Source organism: Sutcliffiella sp. NC1, from assembly GCF_027594365.1.
Classification (GTDB): domain Bacteria; phylum Bacillota; class Bacilli; order Bacillales; family Bacillaceae_I; genus Sutcliffiella; species Sutcliffiella cohnii.
The window spans coordinates 2,664,568-2,688,251 of sequence record NZ_CP115153.1; the positions used below are offsets into that span (position 1 = coordinate 2,664,568).

The following is a 23,684-nucleotide window of genomic DNA, read 5'->3' on the forward strand; positions in this document are numbered from 1 at the left end:
TATTTAGGTAAAGGTCTTTTTTGTGTTCTTACGCACAAAAAGCCTTTACCTGAAAAAGTAGGGTAGAGGCTTTTTATATTAAGGAGGAAGTAAATTGGAAGTTCAATTATTGTTAGAGTACGGTTGGGTATTGTTAGTATTAATTATATTAGAAGGTATATTAGCAGCTGACAATGCACTAGTTTTAGCTATTATGGTAAAACATTTACCGGATGATTTACGTAAAAAAGCACTTTTCTACGGTCTAGCAGGTGCTTTTGTGTTCCGAATTGGATCATTGTTTATCATTTCGTTTTTAGTTGATATTTGGCAAGTTCAAGCAATTGGGGCTCTATATTTACTGTTTATTTGTTTCAATCATTTATGGAGAAAAGCAGTAAGCGCCAAAGCCGAGGAGGCGGCGGCTACTAGAGAGAAGAAAAAAGAATCCAGTTTTTGGATGACTGTATTAAAAGTGGAATTGGCGGATATCGCATTTGCTGTTGATTCTATTCTTGCAGCGATTGCCTTAGCAATGACGTTACCGAAAACGAACTTACCAACTATTGGGGGATTAGATGGTGGACAGTTTATCATCATTTTCCTAGGCGGTTTTACTGGAGTAGTTATTATGCGTTTCGCAGCTACGTATTTTGTAAAATTATTGAAAGAACGCCCAACATTAGAAACGGCTGCATTTTTAATAGTTGGTTGGGTAGGGGTTAAACTGGCTGTATTTACACTTGCACATCCAAACGTCCATATTATTCCACATATCGTGCCGGAGCACCCAGTATGGAAAGGTATTTTCTGGGCAGTACTCATCGGCCTAGCAGTTGGTGGCTATATAATAGGTGGTAAGAAGAAAAATCCTGTTGAAGAACATGCTGATAGAGTTAAAAAAGCAGAGAATATGTAAATAAAGAATTAATTGTGATTTGTATTACTTCATGTATAATAAAATGACTGTTATAATAAAAAGGCTGTTGATTTTATCAACAGCTTTTTCCTATATAATGCAAAGAGATGTAAAAGGAGAATTTAGATGTATAATATACAATTACCAAATAATATTCAAAAATTAATTGATGAAAATAAAGTGAAAGACCTGAAGGCAGATGAGCAGTCTTTAATAGGACGTGGTGGCTACACCTCTAATAATAATGACCTTTTATTTGATAGTATCATTGCTCTAGCAATGGGTAAAAACGTCCTTCTTAAAGGACCCACTGGTTCCGGTAAAACAAAATTAGCAGAAACATTATCTTCTGTTTTCCACCAACCAATGCATAGTATCAATTGTTCTGTAGACTTAGACGCAGAGGCATTATTAGGTTATAAAACAATTCGTCAACATAATGGTGTTGCGGAAATAACATTTGTACCTGGCCCAGTTATTAAAGCGATGCAAGAAGGTCACTTACTCTATATTGATGAAATCAACATGGCGAAACCAGAAACATTACCAATCTTAAATGGTGTTTTAGATTATCGAAAAACTATAACAAACCCGTTTACTGGAGAAGTAATTCGGGCAAAAGAAGGATTCGCCGTTATTTCTGCCATTAATGAAGGCTATGTGGGAACGGTTCCATTAAATGAAGCATTAAAAAACCGCTTTATTGTTATAGATGTTCCTTATATTCAAGGTGACATATTAAAACAAGTACTATTGTCACAATCGAAACTTACGGATGAAAAACTAATACAAAAATTCGTTGTGCTTTCAAACGATTTACAAACATTAGTAAAAAACGGACACCTTTCAGAAGAAGCTGCATCTGTACGAGCATTAATAGATACTTGTGATTTAGCTGTATATTTACCAACTCTTCGTGCAGTTCAACGCGGAATTGCAGAAAAACTAGATGACGAACGGGAAAAATCAGCTGTAATGAATGTAGCAAGAACGTTATTTGAATGAGGCGAGTAATATGAGACACATTGTCTTTAATGATAAAAAAATTGATTCTCTTCTGTTTATGGAACTTTTAGATTTATCCGTATCATTATCTAAAATCGAACAACTTGAAGTGGAATATGCGTTCAAATCTTATTTTGATCCATTTGATAAAGTACTATATATTAGTCTTTTTTGGGATACCCATCCAACATTTGAAAAAATACATGGCCTAAAATCAGACGTATATATAAGGAGTTTAGGAAATGTTCCACATACAAATTATACAGAAGTACTAAAGTTCCTTAAGAAAATAAAAAAAGCAAAGCACGGAAATTTCTTACGACAACTATTCTCGTTGTTAGAAGACTTACGGGTAGAAGAACTAATAAAAAAAGAACGCACTGGGACTGTGAAATCTTTTGAAATCCGCAGGGAAGAATATCGGAAATACTTTCGCAGTCAATTGACGGTAAATAATGAAAGAAACATTCGGATTGATGCACTATACAATCTAATTTACATCGTATTAACTACGAATAATCCATTAGAAGAGATTCCGATTATAAGTGATGAAATAAACTTAGCTCTACCATATATTCGTTCTGAATGTAGTAAATGTTATGAGGCAACTTCGACAAATGAAATTATTCAAATTTGTGTAAATGTACAAGAAGTAATAGAAGATATATTGGACAACGATATGTTGAATTTATACTTTTTCACACCTGACTTTACCGACAAGGAAATTGTAGAAGAAGGTCTCAACTTTGATGATATTAAAAGGAAAAGTAAATTACAGAACGATGATGAAAGTGATAAAGATAAAACAGGGGAAGAAGATATACACGAAGACAAACTTCCAACCTGGCATCGTGAAAGCGAAACGAATACTCAAAGCTTTCTTCAGTTCGATTTAGAGTCAGGGGCAAAAACTGATTTGATGGGAGAAGGAGTGCGCGAAGGTGAGGATGGTGATCAGGCACTAGGCATTGTTCAAGGATCGAGTCAACAATCATCCAAAAACGACTTTTCACCAACAGATTCGCTTGAGGTTGTAAGTGATGACCAAATGAAAGAGGGCGGCAAGGATGGTGATTTTGGGAAAGAGAATAAATTCGCCTATCCTGTTTTTCTTCAAGCCCAACCTGTGCTTAGAGAAGACAAACAGTCTTACAATGAATTTCAAGCGATGGTGTCATCATACCAAAAAAAGTTAAAGCAAATGATTGAGAAAACACTCGAGCATAAACTCACATCACCTAGAAGTAATTTGCACTTCGGGAGACTAAGTAAAAATTTACTTCCGTGGTTCACAGACGAATCCCCTCGAATGTTTTATAAAAAGAATGCTGAATCTATGGAAATAGATGCAGTTTTCACTCTTTTAGTTGATTGCTCAGCATCTATGTTTGATAAAATGGATGAAACGAAATATGGAATTACTTTATTCCACGAAGCATTAAAATCGGTTAAAGTTCCCCATGAAGTAGTTGGATTTTGGGAAGATACAAATAATGCCACAGAGATAAGTCAACCAAATTATTTTAAAACAGTTATAGATTTCCATTCTTCAAGCTTACAAAAAACCGGACCAGAAATTCTTCAACTACAACCAGAAGAAGATAATCGCGATGGTTATGCAATAAGGCATATGGCCAATCGTTTGCTACATCGAAACGAAAAACAAAAGTTCCTCCTTGTATTTTCCGATGGGGAGCCCGCTGCGATGAATTATGAACAAAATGGCATTGTAGATACGCATGAAGCAGTAATGAATGCAAGGAAGCAAGGAATTGAAGTAATAAATGTATTCCTTTCGAATGGAGTAATAGAAGAGAGCCAAAGGAAAACAATTCAAAATATGTACGGAAAGTATAGCATCCTAGTACCTAACATTGATGAATTACCAGATGTATTATTTCCTTTATTAAAAAAACTATTACTAAAAAGTATCTGATATTAAGGCTGGGACAAAACTAAATTGATCAGATATATAACGGACTATCGCAGGATTAGCGGAGGAAATATACGTAGACTCCAGCGGGAGAAAAGGCATAGGTGAGAAGATAGCAGTGCTTTAGCACGAGGAGGCTCACCAGTACGAAAAGTGAAGGCGGCTCGATTTGGCCCGACAAGCATAAGACAGGCGCTGCAGTTGGGTGCTCTTTGCCCAACGGAAGTGACTGGCTTATGTCTCGAGGGCCAAGCCGCCGTAACTAGACACGCCCGCGGAAAGCGAAGTATATTTCCGGAGCGGGTTATTACCGTACTATTTTTTGTTCGTTATTTACTTTGGTGAAAATAGTTACGTCCCAACCTCTTTAAAAATGAAGGATTATCTTTCGTTCTCAATAATTCTAACTTTTTTTATACCATCTATTGTGAGTAATTTTTGAATGATAGAATCTTTATGTTCTGCTTTACTATCTAAATCAATAATAGTATATGCCCATAAATCCTTACTACTATTTAACATATTCGCAATGTTCATCTCGTATTGCGCGAGAACAGCAGTAATTTGCCCAACCATATTCGGAATGTTCTTATGTGCAACTGTTACTCTTGATAAACGAGTAAATGGCAAATACACGTTTGGAAAATTAACCGAATGTTGAATATTCCCAGTTTCTAAGTATTGCTTGAGAGTAGAAGCTGCCATAAATGCACAATTTTCTTCTGCTTCTACTGTAGAAGCACCTAAGTGTGGAATCGTAATGACGTTTTTCATTTTCAATAGTTTCTCCGTAGGAAAATCCGTTATATAATTGGATATTTTTTCTTTCTCTAATGCATCTTGTAAATGCTCAACATTTACTAATTCAGCTCTTGAAAAATTCAATAAACGTACTCCCGTTTTCATTTTGCCGATCGCCGCTTCATCAATTATATTACGAGTTTTGTCTGTTAATGGCACATGGAGGGTTATATAATCACACGTGCTAAAAATCTCATCCATATTATGTGCTCGCTGCACATTACTAGATAATTGCCACGCAGTATTAACGGATATAAATGGATCATACGCAACAACATCCATACCAAGAGCTAGTGCATCATTCGCTACTAATACACCAATCGCTCCAACGCCAATAACACCAAAACGCTTTCCTCTTATTTCATTGCCGACAAATTGTTTTTTTCCACTTTCCACTTGAGATGGAATAGAAGTACTATTATCAATTTTCAATGTGTTCGTCCACTCTATAGCAGGCAGAAAGTTTCTAGAAGAAACGAATAAGCTTAATAGGACTAGCTCCTTAACAGCATTTGCATTAGCACCTGGAGTGTTAAAAACAACTACTCCTTGCTCTGATAATTCTTTTACTGGAATATTATTCACTCCTACACCAGCACGAGCGATAGCTTTTACACTTTGCGCAATAGATTCGTCGTGTAGGTTAAAACTCCTTAGTAAAATACCATCAGGATTATCACTTTCATTTAACATGTACGAGTTATTCTCAAAAACTTGTAACCCTTTCGGAGCGATAGAATTATAGGTTTTAATTTTAAACATTTGACATCCTCGCCTTCATTTCAAATTGCTTCATAAAACTAACAAGCGCTTTTACACCATCTATGGGCATTGCATTATATAAACTAGCACGCATTCCACCTATTGACCTATGCCCTTTTAAAAAATAGAAACCAGCAGAGGTTGCCTCACTAATAAACTGCTCATTCAATTGACTAGAAGTCGTGTTAAAAGGGATGTTCATAAGTGATCTATTCTCGATATGAACATTGGAATAGAACAGAGTTGATTCATCTAAAAAGTTGTATAATAATGCTGCTTTCTCTTTGTTTATTTTTTCTATTTGTTGCACGCCACCTAATTGTTTTAACCATTCAAGTACTAACTTCATTATGTAAATATTGAAGGTGGGAGGTGTATTATACATAGAATTCGACTTAACATACGTTTCATAATTCAACATCGTAGGTAAAGTATGCAACGTATTTTGCCCAACCAAATCTTCACGAACAATAACGATACATAGTCCAGCAGGACCAATATTTTTCTGAGCTCCAGCGTAAATTACTCCAAATTTTTCAACATCATACTCTTCTGATAAAATGTTGGACGACATATCCGCAACTAATGGTACATTCCCAGTATTCGGGATTGAAGCAAATTTAGTTCCTTCAATCGTATTATTCGTAGTAATGTGAACATAATCAACAAGGCTAATAGAATCTAACGATAATTTTGGAATATGATGTATAGGACAATTTTGCACATGAACTTCACCATACTTTTCCGCTTCAGCAATTGCCTTTTTTGCCCAAGACCCTGTGTTTACATAATAGGAAGTATTGTAACTTGTTAATAAATTCATCGGAACCATTGAAAATTGGAGAGAGGCTCCACCTTGAACGAATAAAACTTTATAGTTATTAGGAATATTCATTAATTCACGTAATAACTGTTCAGTTTGTTCCATAATTTCTTCAAAGTAATTGGAACGATGGCTTATTTCTATAATGGACATTCCTGTTCCTTGAAATGATAGAAATTCTTTTTGAACTTTTTCTAATACAGGTAACGGCAAAGTAGAAGGACCGGCAGAAAAATTAAAAGAGCGCGTCATTATAAACCTTCTTTCTATAAATAAACATCTGAATATTTTTTAAAATTAACGCAGTAAACGTTTACAAGTCAAGTGAATATTATTTTTAATTTAACTCAGTTAATTTAAAGCGGTACTTTATTAAAAAAACGCTTTATTTTACATATACCATTCAAGAAAAAAACTTATTTAAGAGTAAATAAAAACGATAATGGATAACATAACTTTAGAAAAAACAGGAAGGTGATAAAATGTTTAAAACAAATATACTCATGATTTTTGCACTGCTTTTTGTCATTACTGGTTGTGGACAAAATGACGTATCTCCGCCACCCCCAGAAACTGGCGACACAAATAATACAACACCTGGAATTACAGAAGGGGAAATTAATCCTTTGGATGACGATGATGATATGACTGTTAGAGATGAGGATATACAACATTCATTTATGAAATTTGACTTAGATGTTGAATATGACCGCAATGTATCTTATGAAGCAGAGTATGAAATGGAAGGGAACGGAGAAGCGAAAATTGAAGACGATTTAAATGATCGTAGGTTGTATGGTGATGATGCATACAATGAACTAAAACCTAAGTTAGAACAGTTAAATTTCACACAAGAAACGGAGAATATAGAGATCACAGAAGAAATTTTGACAGTTTTCGGTATACCAACTGAATATAAAGAATTTGAATTAGAAGTAACATTTACAGACGGTACGACGAAAGAAGTGAAATTTACACAATAACGAACAAAAGCACAGGTGGCTCGCTTTGGAACGTGTGAATCAATGTTAACCTATCGTACTGAGGATAAGGAAAATATGAGCAGTACCAAGCCATCGGAGCTAGTCGAAAAGTTATAGATATCCGCGCAAAGTTTACACATTTGAATTTATTTATGATTAATGAGGGAGAGCATTTCCCCCTCTTTTTTTTGTATTATTTCGTATAGCGAAATGTATGGAAGAATGCTATATTATGAATAGCATTGCACTTATTAACGGAATGGAGAAATTGGAATGTGGCAAAATAAAAATGTGTGGATAATACTTATTGGTGAATTTATTGCTGGCCTAGGGTTATGGACTGGCATAATAGGAAATTTAGAATTTATGCAAGCCTTTATTCCTTCGGATTTTGTTAAAGCACTCATCATGTTTGTAGGACTTTTAGCTGGTGTTTTAGTTGGACCACTTGCTGGAAGAATAATAGATTCAAATAGCAAGAAAGTAGTACTGATTTATTCTGGTATTGGACGTATGTTAAGTGTTTGCTTTATGTTTTTAGCGATACAATATAGCTCTATTACCTTTATGGTATTGTTTATGATTTCTATCCAAATATCAGCTGCTTTTTATTTCCCTGCTCTACAATCAGCTATACCTTTAATTGTAAAGGATAATGATCTATTAACAATGAATGGCATCCATATGAATGTATCTACTGTGTCTCGAATAGCAGGTACTGCCATTGCTGGTGCTATGCTCGTTGTAATGAGTTTATCGTCATTATATTTAGCTTCGTTCATCGCATACGGCTTTTTATTAATTACTACTTTTCTATTAAAAATAGATGAAACTGAAGGGCTTGCATCGAAAAAGATTAAAAAATCTAGTAGTTTCAAAGAAGTAATTCCTGTTTTAAAAGAAACACCGATTGCATTAACTGTATTAATTTTGACGATGATCCCTTATTTATTTCTAGGTGGCTTTAATTTAATGGTTATCAATATTAGTGAGCTACAAGATGATTCAACTATTAAAAGCTTCATTTATGCAGTAGAAGGTATCTTTTTTATGATAGGGGCATTTGCAGTTAAAAGAATTTCAAAAGATAAAAACTTAATAACGTTAATGTTTAGTTTTGTAACATTGATTGCTTTTGCACACCTTTCCTTATTTTTTGCCGACGTAAAGTGGATGTCGCTTATGTCGTTTGCCATTTTTGGGTTAGCGGTAGGTTGTTTTTTCCCTATAGCAGTCACGATATTTCAGACTAAAATTCCGAAAGAATACCATGGCAGATTTTTCTCATTTCGTAATATGTTAGATCGAGTCGCTTTTCAAGTAGTTCTATTAGGTACAGGACTATTCCTAGATACAATTGGTCTTAAATTAATGGCGTTAGTATTCGGATTACTTTCACTAACTATTATTATCATTTATTATATTAAACTAACTAAAAAGTCTACTTACTTTCAAAAGAAAGCAGAAGGCAGTTTATAATTACTACTGAACTTATTGTATATAATTAAATTCAACGAATAGATAGGTAACTACAAACGTAAATTGTACAAAAGGAGTGAGGATAATGGAGCAACAACCGATGTACATTAACGGTGAATGGGTAAAAACGAACGAATGGATGGAAGTGACCAATCCAGCAACAGGTGAAACAATTGGATCTGTACCTATTATTACTCATAAACAAATGGACCTCGTAATCAACAGTGCTGAATTAGCTTTTCACGAGTGGAAACGTTTATCCGTTTACGAAAGGGCTGCTTATTTACATAAATGGTATGAACTCATAGATAAAAACGCCGAAGAAATTGCGCGTGTCTTAACAATGGAACAAGGTAAGCCGTTAAAAGAGGCACTTGGAGAAGTACATTACGCAAATAGCTTCTTAGAATGGTATAAAGAAGAAGGAAAAAGAATGTATGGAGAAACCATCCCTTCACAATTTCGAGAAAAACGTATACTCATACAGAAACAACCTATAGGGGTAGTTGCAGCGATAACACCTTGGAATTTTCCAGCCGCAATGATTACAAGAAAGGTTGCACCAGCATTAGTGGCAGGCTGCACTATCATTATTAAACCAGCTAGTCAAACCCCATTAACAGCTTTATTGCTGGCGAAATACGGCCATGAAGCAGGTATTCCGAAAGGGGTTCTCAATGTAATAACAGGGAAATCTAACTTAATAGGTGACAAATTGTTACAAAATCCACGTGTAAAGAAATTAACGTTTACTGGTTCTACTGAAATTGGTAAGCAATTAATGGCACAAGCCTCAACAACAGTTAAAAAGGTTTCTTTAGAATTAGGGGGGCATGCTCCATTTATAGTATTTGAAGATGCCAATATTGAAAAAGCAGTGAAAGGTGCTATTCAATCCAAGTTTCGTAACGCTGGACAGACTTGCATTTGTGCAAATCGAATTTTTGTTCATGAATCCATTCACTCGACATTTATAGAGCGGTTTGTTGAGGAAGTGAAAAAATTAAAAATTGGAAATGGGCTAAATTCTCAATCTGATATCGGACCTTTAATTGACCTAAGTGCTAGAAACAAAGTACAGAGCCAAATAAAAGATGCTATCGAAAATGGTGGATTGATCCATTGTGGTGGAAGAGTTGTTGCTGATAACTTTTTGGAACCAACAGTTATTTCTAACGTTAAGGACGAAATGATGGTGATGACAGAAGAAACGTTTGGTCCAGTTGCTCCTATTGCTACTTTCCGCAATGAAGACGAAGTAGTTAATAGGGCTAACAACTCTCCCTATGGTTTAGCGGCTTATTTCTATACTGAAAGCTTAAGTCGGATGTATCGAGTAACAGAAAGTTTAGAATATGGCATAATCGGAGTAAATGACGCTGCTCCTTCTACCGCTCAAGCCCCTTTTGGAGGTCTGAAAGAAAGTGGCATCGGAAGAGAAGGGAGCCATTATGGTTTAGACGAATATGTAGAAGTTAAATATGTTTCAATTAGTATCTGATAAAAAGGTTATGTTCAGTTTGTTTTTGAACATAACCTTTTCTTATTAATAATGATATAATAAGTTTGAAACTTCTATTCGTTATAATCGTAATAATATATATAACTAAATAACAGTCACTAGGAGTGAGTTTATTGTGAAAATATTCATAAGACGAGCTTTAATTCTAATCGGTTCGTTTAATATATCGGTAATTGTATTTTTAATTGCTTTATTTTCTAGCGGATTTCAATTTACTATATCTGCACTAATTAGTTTAATAACTTTCTTTACTTCCTACTCGTTATTAAAGAAAAAATTCATCCCAAATAGCAATTTGAACAAAATAGTAAATAAAGAAAAGAAGTATGTAGCACAGCAAATGAAAGAGGCAAAGAAAAAAGTGAAAGAAATTAACAATGCCCGATTTAGAGTTCGGTCTATTTTCGTCTTTCAAACAATTAATAACGTTTATAAAATGTCCAATAAAGTAATAAAAATGATAGAGACTGAACCACAACGATTTCGAGATGCAAGTCACTTTATCCATCAACACTTAGACTCTGCTGCTATTATTACCGATAAATATGTTAAGTTAGTTTCTCAGCCTGTAAGAGATCATACAATAAAGTCTTCTATAAGGGAAGCAGAAGATGGGTTGAAAAGCTTAGAAAAAGCGATGGAACGAGAACTTATTTCGATTTTAAATAATGATATAACTAATCTCGATGTAGAATTAAAACTAATTAAGAACAGCGAAAAAAATATCGATTCAACCTTGAAAAAGTAGAAGGAGTGCTTTAAATGGACAAAGAGAAAATCGTGGAACAAAAACTTAAAGATGACACTTTAAATGACTTATTAAACAACCCATTTTCCACAACTAATAGCGGGGAAATAATAGAAGTAGAGCAACAACTAGAACAAAAGGAATCGGCAATGAATAGCCTTTCAGAAGAGCATAAAAAGAAAGCAATTGAAATTGCAAAGCAAATTAATCCCGAAGACCAGCAGGCTATATCCCAATACGGAGTTGCAGCACAATCAGAACTATCTAATTTTTCCAACTCTATACTCTCCCATATCCAAACGAAGGACGCAGGTCCAGTTGGTGAGGTTATTACTGATTTAATGACAAAAATTAAAGAGGTAAAACCCGGTGAATTGGAGCCAAAAAAGAAAGGCATGTTAAGTAGATTGTTCGGCGGCATCGGAAATTCAGTTAATCAATTATTTGCTAAATACCGTAAAATTGGATTTGAAATCGATAAAATTTCTGATCAGCTGGAAAGCTTTAAAAAAGTTTTGCAACGAGATAATATTGTTCTAGAGTCACTTTACGATAAAAACAAAGAATATTTTCAAGCATTAAATGTTTATATCGCTGCTGGGGAACACAAACTAGAGGAATTACAAACGAAAACGATCCCTGAGATGGAACAAAAAGCTCGATTAACGAACAATCAAATGGAAGCTCAAGCAGTTTCTGATATGCTTCAATTTGTCGACAGATTAGAAAAGCGTGTGCATGATTTAAAAATTAGTCGTCAAATTACGTTACAGATGGCACCGCAAATTCGTTTAATTCAACATACAAATCAAACATTAGTCGAAAGAATTCATTCTTCTATCCTAACAGCTATTCCATTATGGAAAAACCAACTAATTATTGCAGTATCTTTATATAACCAACAAAAGGCAGTAGATACACAAAAAAGCGTTACGGAAACGACGAACGATTTATTATTAAGAAACTCGGAAATGCTAAAGCAGAACACAATTGCAGCTGCTAGGGAAAATGAACGAGGGATTGTGGATGTAGAAACATTGAAAAAGACACAAGCCAATTTAATCGAAACGTTAGAAGAAACGTTAAAAATACAACAAGAAGGTAGAGAAAAACGTGTTCAAGTCGAACAAGAGCTTGTTTCAATGGAAAATGAATTAAAACAAAAATTATTAAATGCGACTCGCAAACTAAAGTAGCTCACAATTGTGTGGGCTTTTTTAAATACTTTAAAACCGCGATAGTGTATATGAAGATTGTTTTAACAGAAAATATCATCAATAAGGAGGGATACGATGGAAGTGAATGAAATTATAGCCTATACAACAATTGCAATGGAACGATTAGGCTATTCTCGCGAGGAAATCGAGAATGTGACCAACGAAATACTAGTTGAGGTTAAAAAATATAGTGTCCAAACGGCTGAACAACTTGCAGACGCAATTATATTTAATGAGGAAGAATTAAAATGAGGAAAGAGACCAAAATGCGGTCTCTTTCTTATCATTTATTATCGTGCATTAGGGAAAATGCGCGAAATTGTTTCTGTAAATTCCTCGAAAAATCCGGCTATTGGACGACCTTCATTAATATTATTGGTATATCCTTGCATACGATCCACAAATTCTGGATTTGTGGAAACATATACGTTTTGTATATCACGGTCTGTTTTTCGAACTTCTCTTGCAATTTTATTTTCCACTTCTTCGGTTAATTGCCCACTGTGCCCATCATCTAAAACTGCAGCAACATAAGCGATTCTATTTGTAACAATAATATTCGCTCTTTTAACTTCATCTAAATCTGTTACAGCATCAACAGCTCTATCAGCTACAGCCATTCGTGATTCATTCGCTGCATTTTGACTACGGAAAGTTCCATCACGACCGATTTCTGTATTGTTTATATTCATGTTGTTTCTGTTTCGTTCTGTTCCAAGGTCATTCGTTCCAAACATACCTTCATTGTAGCGAACATTTCGAGCATCCATATACCCTGTACGTGCTCCTCGGTTTTCCCAGTTTACATCTAGAGCCTCATTAGGAGCGCCTCTTTCTGCTCTTTGGTCTGCTCCACAACCAGTTAATAATGAAACTGTCATCCCTGCAATAATAATACTTTTCCAATTCAATCGAAACACCTCTTTTCTTCAAGGATACTTTTATCATTCGAAGGAAGTGAAAAGTTTATGCTTAATAAGCATGTTAAATACTTTGCAAAGTTGTTAATAAATAGAAATAGTGATAAAAGTTAGTTACGACAAAATAATGATTACATATGAGGAAGTGAAAGAAAATGGAGTTTGGAATCCATAAAAATAAAGAAGACTATTTGCGTTTTTATCATTTAGAAGAACATTTACCTATACATTCCCATGAATGGTTAACTTGTAAAAACAACAAAATATTTATACAAAGCTTTACTCCACCTATTACTAAGGGAACAATTTGGCTTATTCATGGATTTCTTGACCATTCTAATTCTTTGCATTATACAATCAATTTTTTTATTCAAAAGGGATATGAAGTGCAAACAATTGATTTAATTGGGCATGGTCTTTCTAGTGGAAACAGGGGAGAGGTTAAAGCATTTACAGACTACGCTTCAACTTTCAAGGAAGTATTATTGAATAGGAGTATAGATAAAGAGAAGCTTTTTGCAATTGGGCATAGCACTGGGGCTGCAATGCTAATAGATTTTTGTATTCGTTACCATTCGCCTTTTGAAAAAGTAATTTTAGTATGTCCACTCATTCGATCTTATTTGTGGACTGTCACGTCTCCTTTTTTGAATATTATTCGTATGAATGTAAAAAGGATGTATCGAAAAAACACTTCTAATGAAAGCTATTTAACGTTTTTGAAGAAGGACCCTTTACAAGTAAATGTTATACGAAATAATTGGTTATTGGCATTAAAAAATTGGTATAATAATTTGCAATCAATAAATAAGAAAGATAATATTTTTCATATTATTCAAGGAAATAAAGATACGACCGTTGATTGGAATTATAATTGTCATTATCTTCTACAAACATTTCCTAATAGCAATGCTGTATTATTCGATGAGGGACATCACCATCTACTCAATGAAAAAGATCCTTTAAGACGAATCGTACATGATTATATGCAAAAAGTAATAGAAGGATAATTGAATTTCTTATGGAAACGATACAAGGTGTAAGGGAGTTGAAAACATGGAAACAGAAAATAAACTAACGAATGTAGCAAATATTGGTGATACGATTTCAGTAAAAGGAGGACACCGAAAGGGAATAAAGGGACAGGTTATTGCAGTAAGAGATAGCTCCGTTATAGTTGATATCGGAAAGAATCCTAACACAGGTGAACCAATTAGAACCGTTATAAACCATAAGAATTATAAAGTTACTAAAGGATGACAAAGTTACTTATAAACAAAACAGTGGGAAAAACGAATAGTTTTCCCCACTGTTTTAACACTTATTAATTTGTATATTACTTAGCGAAAACGTGGTTACCGATAGTCGTTGTTACTGCACGAGTACGAATCCACTGATCATTTGTTTTAGCAGGATTATAGAAGTATAAAGAACCTTTACCTTGTCCTCTAAATGCGATTGCTTCTTCAACTGCTTTCATTGCTTCTTTATCCGCCGCTAAGTTAATTTGGCCATTTTGTACAGGTGTGAACTGATAACCTCCATGAGGAGTTCTCTCATGAACAACACCATTAATAGTATTAGGGAATGAATCACTATCTACACGGTTTAAAATTACAGTCGCAACCGCAACTTTTCCTGCATAAGATTCTCCTTTAGCCTCTGCATGAACAAGACGTGCCATTAATTCCTTTTCAGATGCTGTTACTGCTTTTGGTAGTTTCAAAGTTTCACCAGGGAAAATTAAATGATTTCGTTTATTATTTAATGATTGAATATCTTTAACAGATACTCCGTATTTTTTTCCGATTTCCCATAAAGAATCTCCAGATTTAACTGTATATGTCGATGCGCTTGCTCCAACTGCAGTAGCAGAAAAGAGAACCGTCGCAATAAATGATGACATTAATAATTTTTTTAACATTGTATTACCTCCTAAGAAATGTTTGTAGCTATCAAACACTCATGTATATACCCTAACAAGATTATACAAGCATTTCACTGTATAAATGTTTCCATTAGAGGCCATTTGTACAAGTCATTCATAATTTATGTATTTTTATAGAAAAAAGAGGAAGCGTTATTCAAAATTGTTCCAATAATATTCCAAAAAAAGAAAAAGTAGCATAATGCTACTTTTAAAAGTAATTATTTTTGAGCTACAATTACACCAAGCGATAACATATTACGACTTTTTCTAACAATCTTTTCGTGCTTGAACATTAATTCATAATATTTATCATCAATCATATCGGACGGTGCTATATCTTGTTCAGGTGTAGGCAAATCGTGTAATGACATAGTTTGAAAGCGGATTGGGTCGTATCCGTGCTTTTTTAGCTTATTTTCCCACATTGATTTGGAAAGTATTTGTGGAGTACCAAAGTGCTTCTTTATACTTCCTAAAAATTCATCTTTAATAGAATCCTTTTTTGTCATTTCTAATGCTATTAATTTTCCACCTTCTTTTAAAACGTCATGTATATTAGCTAACGATTGATCTAGGTTGGTGAACGATAAAACTGACTCTGCTATGACAATATCGAAACTGTCCTTCTCAAATGGCAAGTCATGGATGTCGGCTATTTGTGCTTTACAAGGAAGATATAACTGTTGGAACCTGTTGTTCGCTTTTTCCACCATTTTCGGATGTGAGTCAATCGGCACTACCGTATGACCGTTTAAGGCAAGGTATGCGGTTGTTTGCCCGGTACCACAACCAACCTCTAAAATAATGTCATTGCTATCTATGTTTTCATTAGTTAAAATTTCTTTAGAAAAGCTTAATCCTCCAGGATGAGCGCCACCAATACCAAATTCAGCTATTAGGTTCGTATATTCGTTCAACATTACTCAACTCCTCCATTTACTGTATGAAAGGAGCCTAAAATGGGTGAGGGGAGGACTAGTTGAAACAATTTAAAATAAGTACTAATTTAACATTGGAAAAAGGTATGATAAAATAGCATTAAACTTTAATAGAATGGAGAAATGAATATGATTCACTTAACATGGAAGCAAGCAGACACAATAAAACAAGTAAAATGTATACATACAAACGCTGCTAAATATTTAGTGCATAACGCCTTAACGGAAGGACAAGTATACGATGTAAAAAATGAAACAGAAGAATTTTATTTTGTAGTTGATAATAAAGGTGAAATTAGTGGTTTTTACAAAACATATTTTCAAGAAATATAAAAAAGAAACCCGAACAGGAGTGTAATCGTGCCTGTTCAGGTTTCTTTTTTTATTGCAAAGGAAATTATAACACTAAAAGTTTGTGGATAACTCCTGACATGTGTTGTTACGTCTAGCTCCGGCGCTTAGGCCCTGTCAAACTTCCCGTTCCCTCCGTACGCTAAGTCAACATCGGTTCACGCTTACGCGTTCACCGTGTTTCCTTTATCTCCTACAGGAACAGTCCAGTTTGTACGGGCCTGTACGAAGCGCCTACGCTTTTGTTTTTTTATGCGTACATTTCTTTTACTTGTTTTTGTACAGCTTCATCTTCTAAATATTCATCGTAAGTAACTTGTTTATCAACAAGTCCTTTAGGTGTAATTTCGATGACTCTGTTTGCAATTGTTTGAATAAATTGATGGTCATGTGATGTGAAAACGATAGAACCTTTAAAATTAATCAAACCATTATTCAATGCTGTAATAGATTCAAGATCTAAATGGTTTGTAGGGTCATCTAATAATAATACATTCGATCCGCTTAACATCATTTTAGAAAGCATACAGCGAACTTTTTCTCCACCAGATAAAACACTTGCTTTTTTCTTAACCTCTTCACCTGAAAATAACATTCTTCCTAAGAACCCACGTAAAAATGTTTCTGTTTCATCTTGAGGAGAAAATTGACGTAGCCAATCAACTAAGTTTAAATCACTATTTTCGAAAAACTTAGCATTGTCTTTCGGAAAATAAGATTGAGAAGTGGTAACGCCCCATCTAAATGAACCACTATCCGGTTCCATTTCGCCAGATAATATTTTTAATAGGGTGCTATTAGCAATTTCATTACTACCCACTAGAGCAATTTTGTCATCCTTGTTCATAATAAAGCTTACGTTGTCTAATACTTTTACACCGTCAATTGTTTTCGTTAATCCTTCAACACGGAGAAGGTCATTTCCAATTTCACGTTCAGGCGTAAAATGAATATAAGGATATTTACGTGATGAAGGCCTAATGTCGTCTAGTGTTATTTTATCTAATAACTTCTTACGAGATGTTGCTTGTTTTGATTTTGAAGCGTTCGCACTAAACCTAGCGATAAATGCTTGTAATTCTTTAATTTTTTCTTCTTTTTTCTTGTTTTCATTTTGAGCCATTTTTGTTGCTAACTGACTTGATTCATACCAGAAGTCGTAGTTCCCAACATATATTTGAATTTTACTAAAGTCTAAATCAGCAATATGAGTACACACTTTGTTTAAGAAATGACGGTCATGAGATACGACAATAACTGTATTTTCAAAGTTTATTAAAAACTCTTCTAACCATTGGATTGCTTTTAAGTCTAAATGGTTTGTAGGTTCGTCTAATAAAAGAACGTCAGGTTTACCGAATAAAGCTTGTGCTAGTAACACTTTCACTTTCTCAGATCCTGTTAACTCTGCCATTTTTTTATCATGCAAATTTTCCTCAATACCTAAACCTTTAAGCAAAATAGCAGCTTCTGATTCTGCTTCCCACCCATTAAGTTCGGCGAATTCACCTTCTAATTCAGCTGCTCTCATTCCATCCTCATCAGAAAAATCTTCTTTCATATAAATTGCATCTTTTTCTTGCATTACTTCGTATAGTCTTGCATGGCCCATAATTACTGTTTTAAGAACTTCATGCTCTTCATATTCGAAGTGGTTTTGCTTTAAAACAGTAAGTCTTTCACCAGGGTTCATACTAACATTCCCTGTTTGTGCTTCAACTTCACCAGAAAGTACTTTAAGGAAAGTAGATTTTCCAGCACCGTTCGCACCAATTAATCCATAACAATTTCCTGGTGTAAACTTTATATTAACATCTTCAAATAACTTTCGATCTCCAAAACGTAAACTAACATTTGTCACTGTAATCATTTATTTTATTTCCTCCATATATATATAATCCGTTGAAATTATACCATTTCCAAATAAAAATAGATAGTAAAGAAGAAGAAAAGGGGAAAGATAAACATTTTACAAAGAACAAAAGCGGACGCGGCTCGCTCTGACCCGACAAGAAAGGTGCGGCGCTGCAGGTGGACGGTCTTTGTCCACCGGAAGTGACTGGCTTATGTCTCGAGGGCCAAGCCGCCGGAGCTAGACGTCAGAAAAGTAAAGAGAGAAGTTATCCACAAAATTTACACACGTTTATAGTTTCATAAACGATTAAAAAAGCTGACTAGGGTATCTCTAGTCAGCAACACATTAATACACATGTATATAAGCAATCATAGGTACTACATCATTCGCATGAGAAGTACAAATTAGTTTGTACACACCAGGCTCATCAAATTGCACTTTCACAACCGTTTCTTTTCCTTTGTTGACAACACCGTGTACCGATGTTCCTTCAATTGTAAAATGATGTTCATGACCATTTAATCCGAAAAGCTTAAATGTAACTTCTTTTCCTTTTGGAGCAACAACTGTACCTGGATCCCAGCGATATACTTCAATTTCTTTTCCATCTGCCGTTTTCGTCTCAAATTCTGTAGTAATTAAATGAATAACTGTTTCTTCACTTTGTTTTACTTGTCCAGTTGTTGGGATAATTCCTTTGTTCACTACATACCATCCTCCAAAAGCAACAACACAACAAAACGCTAGGAACAAAAACCAACTTCTTTTTATTACTAACAATCTCATTTCCATCCCCCTTAAAATAACAATCTATTTTATCTATATGCTTGTACTTTCGTTAGTTTGTCTCATTTCAATAAATAATCGTACAAATTGCCTTTTTCCTAAAGAGACCTATTTTCAAGGTAGAAGTTATGTTTATAAAATGTAGGAATATATTGTTTATGAGAAAGAAAGGAGGAGGAGTTCCATTAGTTTTTTAGAAGATGCAACATTTGAACAACGGTTTTGGATGCAAGTGTTTGGAGATCACAACATTTTTTTCCTAGATACGTTAGGTCCAAAAGAAAAAGAAGATATTCAAAAAGCACAACAGTTTAAAGACAGATACGATCGTTTGTACAATGAAGCAAATAGTTTAACGAACGAAAATGTGCATCAACACATTAAAACGGCGAAAGCTTTGACACAACAATTACGTGAATTCAAATTATCTATTATTCGTAGACAATTGCACGGAGAAATTACCGTAAACTTACCGCCAACATTTATTAACCATATGGTAAATGAATTAGAGGAATATTTAAATGTAGTAAGTTATTTAGAAAAAGGGGAAAGCCCACCAATTTTTCATGAATTGCATCACCATTTAGTATGGTTACTTGATGCAGCAGGCCATGCGCAAGGAATTAATGATAGTGTTGATATGGTAGAACAGGATGTGAAAGTTAGATCGCACGAATTTATTGAAAGATTTAAAGATTTTTATATAAAAGCAGTAGAGCTTGCAGGGTATTTAAGAACGAACGTTCAATCGTTTCCTGCACTTTCTAAAATGAATGTTGAAGTAAAATTGGAGATAGAACTGTTTAAAACTTTTTTACATGAAATAAAAGAAATGGAATTATCAGATCAACTGTTAGGTACGTTTTCGGCCATTATGGCTGATCATATGGCTCGAGAGGAATGTTATTACTTAATTAAGTTAGCTAGTTCAACAGCTACTGCAATGCCAGATTGTGATCCAACAAAACCGCGAGTACAAGAATAGAATAGTATGTATGTTTTTCCCGAAAGAAAAACATACATACTAATATTTTATTAAATATTCCTACTTGACCAATAAGGTTTAATGGATTAAAGTAATAATGCGAAAAGGAGGAAAATTTATGAATACTTTATTTGTCATCATTAATATTATTATTTTACTTGGCCTACTATATGGTCTTTATATGATGCAGAGAAAACATGTATCTTTTTCTAAGCGTGTATTTTCAGCATTAATAGTAGGGATTATTTTTGGCCTAGGTTTACAGTTTACTTATGGTAGTGGATCTGAGATTATTTCATCATCTATGGAATGGTTTAACATAGTTGGTGTAGGGTACGTAAGGTTATTACAAATGATTGTAATGCCACTAGTATTTATTAGTATTCTTACAGCGTTTACTAAATTAACGCTAAAGAGCAATATTGGTAAGATTAGTGGTCTTATTATTGGTATTCTAATAGGAACAACAGCAATTGCAGCCGCAATTGGAATTGGAACGACAATGGCATTTAATCTTGAAGCAATCCAAATTGAGCAAGGTGATGCTGAAGTAGCGAGAGGAGAAGCGTTAGAATCTCGTGCAACGGAAGTCGCAACGAAATCATTCCCACAACAAATGTTAGATCTAATTCCATCTAATATTTTCTTAGACTTTACTGGTGCAAGGTCAACTTCAACTATTGCCGTTGTTATTTTTGCAGCGATTGTAGGGATGGCTTACTTAGGTGTGAGAAGAAAGAATGAAGAGCAAGCTGATTTCTTTGCAAAAATTGTTGATACATTCTATACCATTATTATGCGTGTTGTAACACTCATCCTTCGTTTAACGCCATTTGGTGTTTTAGCTTTAATGACGAGAGTTACTGCAACAAGTGATTACGCAGCAATTGCAAAATTAGGGAAATTCGTACTTGCATCGTACGTTGCATTAATAATAATGTTTATCATTCATTTAATATTAATCTCGTTATCAGGGTTAAATCCAATCACGTACGTGAAAAAAGTTATTCCTGTATTAACATTTGCTTTTACGTCTAGATCAAGTGCTGCAACGTTACCGTTAAACATTAAAGCGCAAACGAAAGAACTAGGAGTGTCAGACGGCGTTGCAAACTTTGCCGGTTCTTTCGGTTTATCAATTGGTCAAAATGGTTGTGCCGGAATTTATCCAGCGATGTTAGCTGTAATGATAGCACCAACTGTTGGAATTAATCCATTAGATCCATCATTTTTATTCATGGTTATTGTAATAGTAGCTATTAGTTCATTCGGAGTAGCAGGAGTAGGAGGGGGAGCAACATTTGCGGCCATTCTCGTATTATCTGCACTAGACTTACCAATCGCACTTGCTGGGTTATTAATTTCTGTTGAGCCTTTAATTGATATGGGACGTACGGCACTTAATGTAAGTGGAAGTATGACAGCTGGAGTTTTAACTAGTAAAGCAACGAATGACTTAGATAAAGATGTTTATAACAGTGAACCTTCTACAGATTTTGAATTAGAAGTTTAATAGTTTAAGAAGTCCTACTTAACGAGTAGGACTTCTTTTTTTATTCTTTTTACAGGTTTAATTTTATTTAGGAAACACTTTAGATCTTGTTAAAAACCGAACACCTTCCGGACCTTCTAAAGAGAACATGCCACCTCTACCAGGTACCACATCAATAATTAATTGCGTATGTTTCCAATACTCATACTGTTTTTTATTCATATAAAATGGAGTATTGCCAATTTCTCCAAGTAATACATCAGAGTCACCAATGATAAATTCATTTCTTGGATAACACATAGGAGAACTACCGTCACAACATCCACCTGATTGATGAAAAAGTAGTGGGCCGTGTCTTGTTCGTAATTTTGCAATTAATTCAAGAGCATCCTTTGTTGCTAAAACTTTATTCATTTTAAAAGAAGCCTAATTTTTTAGGGCTATAGCTAACTAGTAAATTTTTCGTTTGTTGGTAATGACTTAACATCATTTTATGATTTTCTCTACCAACTCCGCTCATTTTATATCCTCCAAAAGCTGCATGAGCAGGGTATGCATGGTAGCAATTTGTCCAAACTCGACCGGCTTCAATCTTTCTACCAAAGCGGTATGCTGTATTCATATCTCGAGTCCACACACCAGCACCTAAACCGTATAAAGTATCGTTTGCAATACTTAGTGCTTCTTCAGCATCTTTAAAAGTTGTTACAGATACAACTGGACCGAAAATTTCCTCTTGGAAAATTCTCATATCGTTAGTTCCTTTAAATACAGTCGGTTTTACATAATATCCACCCTGTAACTCTCCTTCTAAGTAATTTCTCGCACCTCCCGTTAAAACTTCTGCACCTTCTTGTTGTCCAATATCAATATAGGAAAGTATTTTTTCTAATTGCTCTGAAGATGCTTGTGCTCCAATCATTGTTTCAGTATCTAAAGGATTTCCTTGTTTTATTTGTTTCACCCTCTCTAAGGCACGGTCCATAAACTTGTCGTAAATGGATTCGTGAATTAAAGCACGAGAAGGGCAAGTACAAACTTCACCTTGGTTTAATGCAAACATGACAAAACCTTCGATCGCTTTGTCTAAAAATTCATCGTCTTGCGCGAAAACATCTTCAAAGAATATATTTGGCGACTTACCTCCGAGCTCTAACGTTACTGGTATAATGTTTTGGGAAGCATATTGCATAATTAGTCTACCTGTAGTTGTTTCACCAGTAAAAGCAATTTTGGCAATTCTGTCACTAGATGCTAATGGTTTACCGGCTTCTAAACCAAAACCGTTTACCACATTTACAACACCAGGTGGTAGTAAATCTTGAATTAGCTCCATTAGTACCATAATAGACGATGGTGTTTGTTCAGCCGGCTTTAAAACAACACAGTTTCCAGCTGCAAGAGCAGGAGCTAATTTCCACACAGCCATTAATAACGGAAAGTTCCATGGAATAATTTGTCCTACAACACCAAGTGGTTCATGAAAATGATAGGCAACCGTATCTTGGTCAATTTCTCCAACTGTTCCTTCTTGCGCTCTAATAGCAGAGGCAAAATAACGGAAATGATCAATAGCTAAAGGTAAATCAGCTGCTAACGTTTCTCTTACAGGTTTACCGTTTTCCCATGTTTCCGCTACAGCTAACATTTCGATATTTTCTTCCATACGATTTGCTATTTTATTTAATAAATTTGATCGCTCTGTAACAGATGTTTTTCCCCAAGTTTCTTTTGCTCTATGGGCTGCATCTAACGCAAGTTGAATATCTTCATTTTGGGACCTAGCAACTTCACAAAAGGCTTGTCCAGTAACAGGAGTAACGTTCTCAAAGTACTCCCCATTTATAGGTGAAACCCATTCACCACCAATAAAATTATCATAACGTTTTTTAAAGGTCACTTTGGAACCATTTTCCCCTGGATTTTTGTATATCATCTATACTCCCCCTAACTAAATAGTGATCTAGTTTAACTAGTCCATTGTAAGCGTATTCACTTTTAATTTAATTTAGAACAACAATTGTCTAATTTAGATTTATTCATTAATTTTTTTAAGCTTACATGATAAAATAAGGTGTAGGAGGTGATAGACGTGAAGATTAGTAAAATTCGTTCAAAACTTTATAAAACAGCAAAGATTTTAGGCGATATCCAAGCGATTACATCTGGAAACCCAAAGAAAATGGCAAAACGTGCAGGTAGGAGGGTTGCTGGAAAAGGTACAGGAAGAATGCTCCGGAAGTTATTTAAATAGGG

At 34.6% G+C, this 23,684-nt stretch carries 24 protein-coding genes; 15 read left to right on the forward strand and 9 right to left on the reverse strand.

What is annotated here, in order from left to right:
- The first annotated feature begins 94 nt into the window (after positions 1-94).
- From O1A01_RS13885 to O1A01_RS13895, 3 genes are all read left to right on the forward strand, one after another.
- Positions 95-898, forward strand: a complete 804-nt coding sequence (locus tag O1A01_RS13885) for a TerC family protein (RefSeq protein WP_066419387.1) — start codon at positions 95-97, stop codon at positions 896-898.
- A gap of 126 nt (positions 899-1,024) precedes the next feature.
- Positions 1,025-1,903, forward strand: a complete 879-nt coding sequence (locus O1A01_RS13890) for an ATP-binding protein (protein ID WP_066419389.1) — start codon at positions 1,025-1,027, stop codon at positions 1,901-1,903.
- A 10-nt stretch (positions 1,904-1,913) separates the two neighbouring features.
- Complete coding sequence (locus tag O1A01_RS13895; RefSeq protein WP_270064348.1) at positions 1,914-3,839, forward strand: vWA domain-containing protein; 1,926 nt, start codon at positions 1,914-1,916, stop codon at positions 3,837-3,839.
- 378 nt (positions 3,840-4,217) lie between these two features.
- Here the strand turns inward: O1A01_RS13895 and O1A01_RS13900 are convergent, their stop codons facing one another.
- Together O1A01_RS13900 and serC are read right to left on the reverse strand one after the other, a co-directional pair.
- A complete protein-coding gene (locus O1A01_RS13900; RefSeq protein WP_270064349.1) occupies positions 4,218-5,399 on the reverse strand; it encodes a 3-phosphoglycerate dehydrogenase family protein in 1,182 nt (393 codons plus the stop codon).
- Positions 5,392-6,474, reverse strand: a complete 1,083-nt coding sequence (gene serC, locus O1A01_RS13905) for a 3-phosphoserine/phosphohydroxythreonine transaminase (RefSeq protein ID WP_066420666.1) — start codon at positions 6,472-6,474, stop codon at positions 5,392-5,394. Before serC ends, O1A01_RS13900 begins: the two co-directional genes overlap by 8 nt.
- A gap of 230 nt (positions 6,475-6,704) precedes the next feature.
- Here serC and O1A01_RS13910 point away from each other — a divergent pair, with 230 nt between their 5' ends.
- The 6 genes from O1A01_RS13910 (at position 6,705) to O1A01_RS13935 (ending at position 12,423) form a co-directional block, all read left to right on the forward strand.
- Positions 6,705-7,205 (forward strand): YusW family protein, encoded by a 501-nt coding sequence (locus O1A01_RS13910; RefSeq protein WP_270064350.1) that lies wholly within the window; start codon positions 6,705-6,707, stop codon positions 7,203-7,205.
- A gap of 273 nt (positions 7,206-7,478) precedes the next feature.
- Positions 7,479-8,684, forward strand: a complete 1,206-nt coding sequence (locus O1A01_RS13915) for an MFS transporter (protein WP_270064351.1) — start codon at positions 7,479-7,481, stop codon at positions 8,682-8,684.
- Between the two features lie 100 nt (positions 8,685-8,784).
- Positions 8,785-10,185 carry an NAD-dependent succinate-semialdehyde dehydrogenase gene (locus O1A01_RS13920; RefSeq protein WP_270066414.1) on the forward strand — a complete coding sequence of 467 codons (1,401 nt, stop codon included), beginning with the start codon at positions 8,785-8,787 and terminating at the stop codon, positions 10,183-10,185.
- A 136-nt stretch (positions 10,186-10,321) separates the two neighbouring features.
- Complete coding sequence (locus tag O1A01_RS13925) at positions 10,322-10,954, forward strand: 5-bromo-4-chloroindolyl phosphate hydrolysis family protein (RefSeq protein WP_066420670.1); 633 nt, start codon at positions 10,322-10,324, stop codon at positions 10,952-10,954.
- Positions 10,955-10,968: 14 nt separating this feature from the next.
- Complete coding sequence (locus O1A01_RS13930) at positions 10,969-12,150, forward strand: toxic anion resistance protein (RefSeq protein WP_066420671.1); 1,182 nt, start codon at positions 10,969-10,971, stop codon at positions 12,148-12,150.
- Between the two features lie 96 nt (positions 12,151-12,246).
- On the forward strand, positions 12,247-12,423 hold the full coding sequence (locus O1A01_RS13935; protein WP_157076709.1) for a hypothetical protein: 177 nt from the start codon (positions 12,247-12,249) through the stop codon (positions 12,421-12,423).
- Positions 12,424-12,461: 38 nt separating this feature from the next.
- Here the strand turns inward: O1A01_RS13935 and O1A01_RS13940 are convergent, their stop codons facing one another.
- Positions 12,462-13,091, reverse strand: coding sequence for a YhcN/YlaJ family sporulation lipoprotein (locus O1A01_RS13940; protein WP_425319493.1), 630 nt, complete (start codon positions 13,089-13,091; stop codon positions 12,462-12,464).
- 155 nt (positions 13,092-13,246) lie between these two features.
- On the opposite strand from O1A01_RS13940, the gene O1A01_RS13945 reads away from it, so the two are divergent.
- Both O1A01_RS13945 and O1A01_RS13950 read left to right on the forward strand, forming a co-directional pair.
- A complete protein-coding gene (locus O1A01_RS13945) occupies positions 13,247-14,101 on the forward strand; it encodes an alpha/beta hydrolase (protein ID WP_066420674.1) in 855 nt (284 codons plus the stop codon).
- Positions 14,102-14,147: 46 nt separating this feature from the next.
- On the forward strand, positions 14,148-14,351 hold the full coding sequence (locus tag O1A01_RS13950; protein WP_066420676.1) for a DUF2187 family protein: 204 nt from the start codon (positions 14,148-14,150) through the stop codon (positions 14,349-14,351).
- A gap of 76 nt (positions 14,352-14,427) precedes the next feature.
- On the opposite strand, the gene O1A01_RS13955 is transcribed toward O1A01_RS13950, so the two are convergent.
- Both O1A01_RS13955 and O1A01_RS13960 read right to left on the reverse strand, forming a co-directional pair.
- Positions 14,428-15,015 (reverse strand): cell wall hydrolase, encoded by a 588-nt coding sequence (locus O1A01_RS13955; RefSeq protein WP_066420677.1) that lies wholly within the window; start codon positions 15,013-15,015, stop codon positions 14,428-14,430.
- 224 nt (positions 15,016-15,239) lie between these two features.
- Positions 15,240-15,941 carry a class I SAM-dependent methyltransferase gene (locus tag O1A01_RS13960; protein ID WP_066420679.1) on the reverse strand — a complete coding sequence of 234 codons (702 nt, stop codon included), beginning with the start codon at positions 15,939-15,941 and terminating at the stop codon, positions 15,240-15,242.
- 147 nt (positions 15,942-16,088) lie between these two features.
- On the opposite strand from O1A01_RS13960, the gene O1A01_RS13965 reads away from it, so the two are divergent.
- On the forward strand, positions 16,089-16,292 hold the full coding sequence (locus O1A01_RS13965) for a DUF6501 family protein (protein WP_066420680.1): 204 nt from the start codon (positions 16,089-16,091) through the stop codon (positions 16,290-16,292).
- 268 nt (positions 16,293-16,560) lie between these two features.
- Here the strand turns inward: O1A01_RS13965 and O1A01_RS13970 are convergent, their stop codons facing one another.
- Both O1A01_RS13970 and O1A01_RS13975 read right to left on the reverse strand, forming a co-directional pair.
- Positions 16,561-18,180 (reverse strand): ABC-F family ATP-binding cassette domain-containing protein, encoded by a 1,620-nt coding sequence (locus tag O1A01_RS13970; RefSeq protein WP_066420681.1) that lies wholly within the window; start codon positions 18,178-18,180, stop codon positions 16,561-16,563.
- A 330-nt stretch (positions 18,181-18,510) separates the two neighbouring features.
- Positions 18,511-18,951 (reverse strand): cupredoxin domain-containing protein, encoded by a 441-nt coding sequence (locus O1A01_RS13975; protein ID WP_066410887.1) that lies wholly within the window; start codon positions 18,949-18,951, stop codon positions 18,511-18,513.
- A gap of 226 nt (positions 18,952-19,177) precedes the next feature.
- On the opposite strand from O1A01_RS13975, the gene O1A01_RS13980 reads away from it, so the two are divergent.
- Together O1A01_RS13980 and O1A01_RS13985 are read left to right on the forward strand one after the other, a co-directional pair.
- Positions 19,178-19,936, forward strand: coding sequence for a DUF2935 domain-containing protein (locus tag O1A01_RS13980; protein WP_066410888.1), 759 nt, complete (start codon positions 19,178-19,180; stop codon positions 19,934-19,936).
- A 118-nt stretch (positions 19,937-20,054) separates the two neighbouring features.
- Positions 20,055-21,449, forward strand: coding sequence for an L-cystine transporter (locus O1A01_RS13985; protein WP_066410889.1), 1,395 nt, complete (start codon positions 20,055-20,057; stop codon positions 21,447-21,449).
- A gap of 63 nt (positions 21,450-21,512) precedes the next feature.
- Here O1A01_RS13985 and O1A01_RS13990 read toward each other — a convergent pair whose 3' ends face one another.
- The gene (locus O1A01_RS13990) at positions 21,513-21,842 is read right to left on the reverse strand and encodes a DUF779 domain-containing protein (RefSeq protein WP_066410890.1); all 330 of its coding nucleotides are present in this window, start codon (positions 21,840-21,842) and stop codon (positions 21,513-21,515) included.
- Between the two features lies 1 nt (position 21,843).
- Entirely contained in the window at positions 21,844-23,364 is a 1,521-nt protein-coding gene (gene adh, locus O1A01_RS13995; RefSeq protein WP_066410891.1) for an aldehyde dehydrogenase, read from the reverse strand.
- A gap of 156 nt (positions 23,365-23,520) precedes the next feature.
- On the opposite strand from adh, the gene O1A01_RS14000 reads away from it, so the two are divergent.
- Positions 23,521-23,682 carry a hypothetical protein gene (locus O1A01_RS14000; protein WP_169714882.1) on the forward strand — a complete coding sequence of 54 codons (162 nt, stop codon included), beginning with the start codon at positions 23,521-23,523 and terminating at the stop codon, positions 23,680-23,682.
- Positions 23,683-23,684 lie beyond the last annotated feature (2 nt).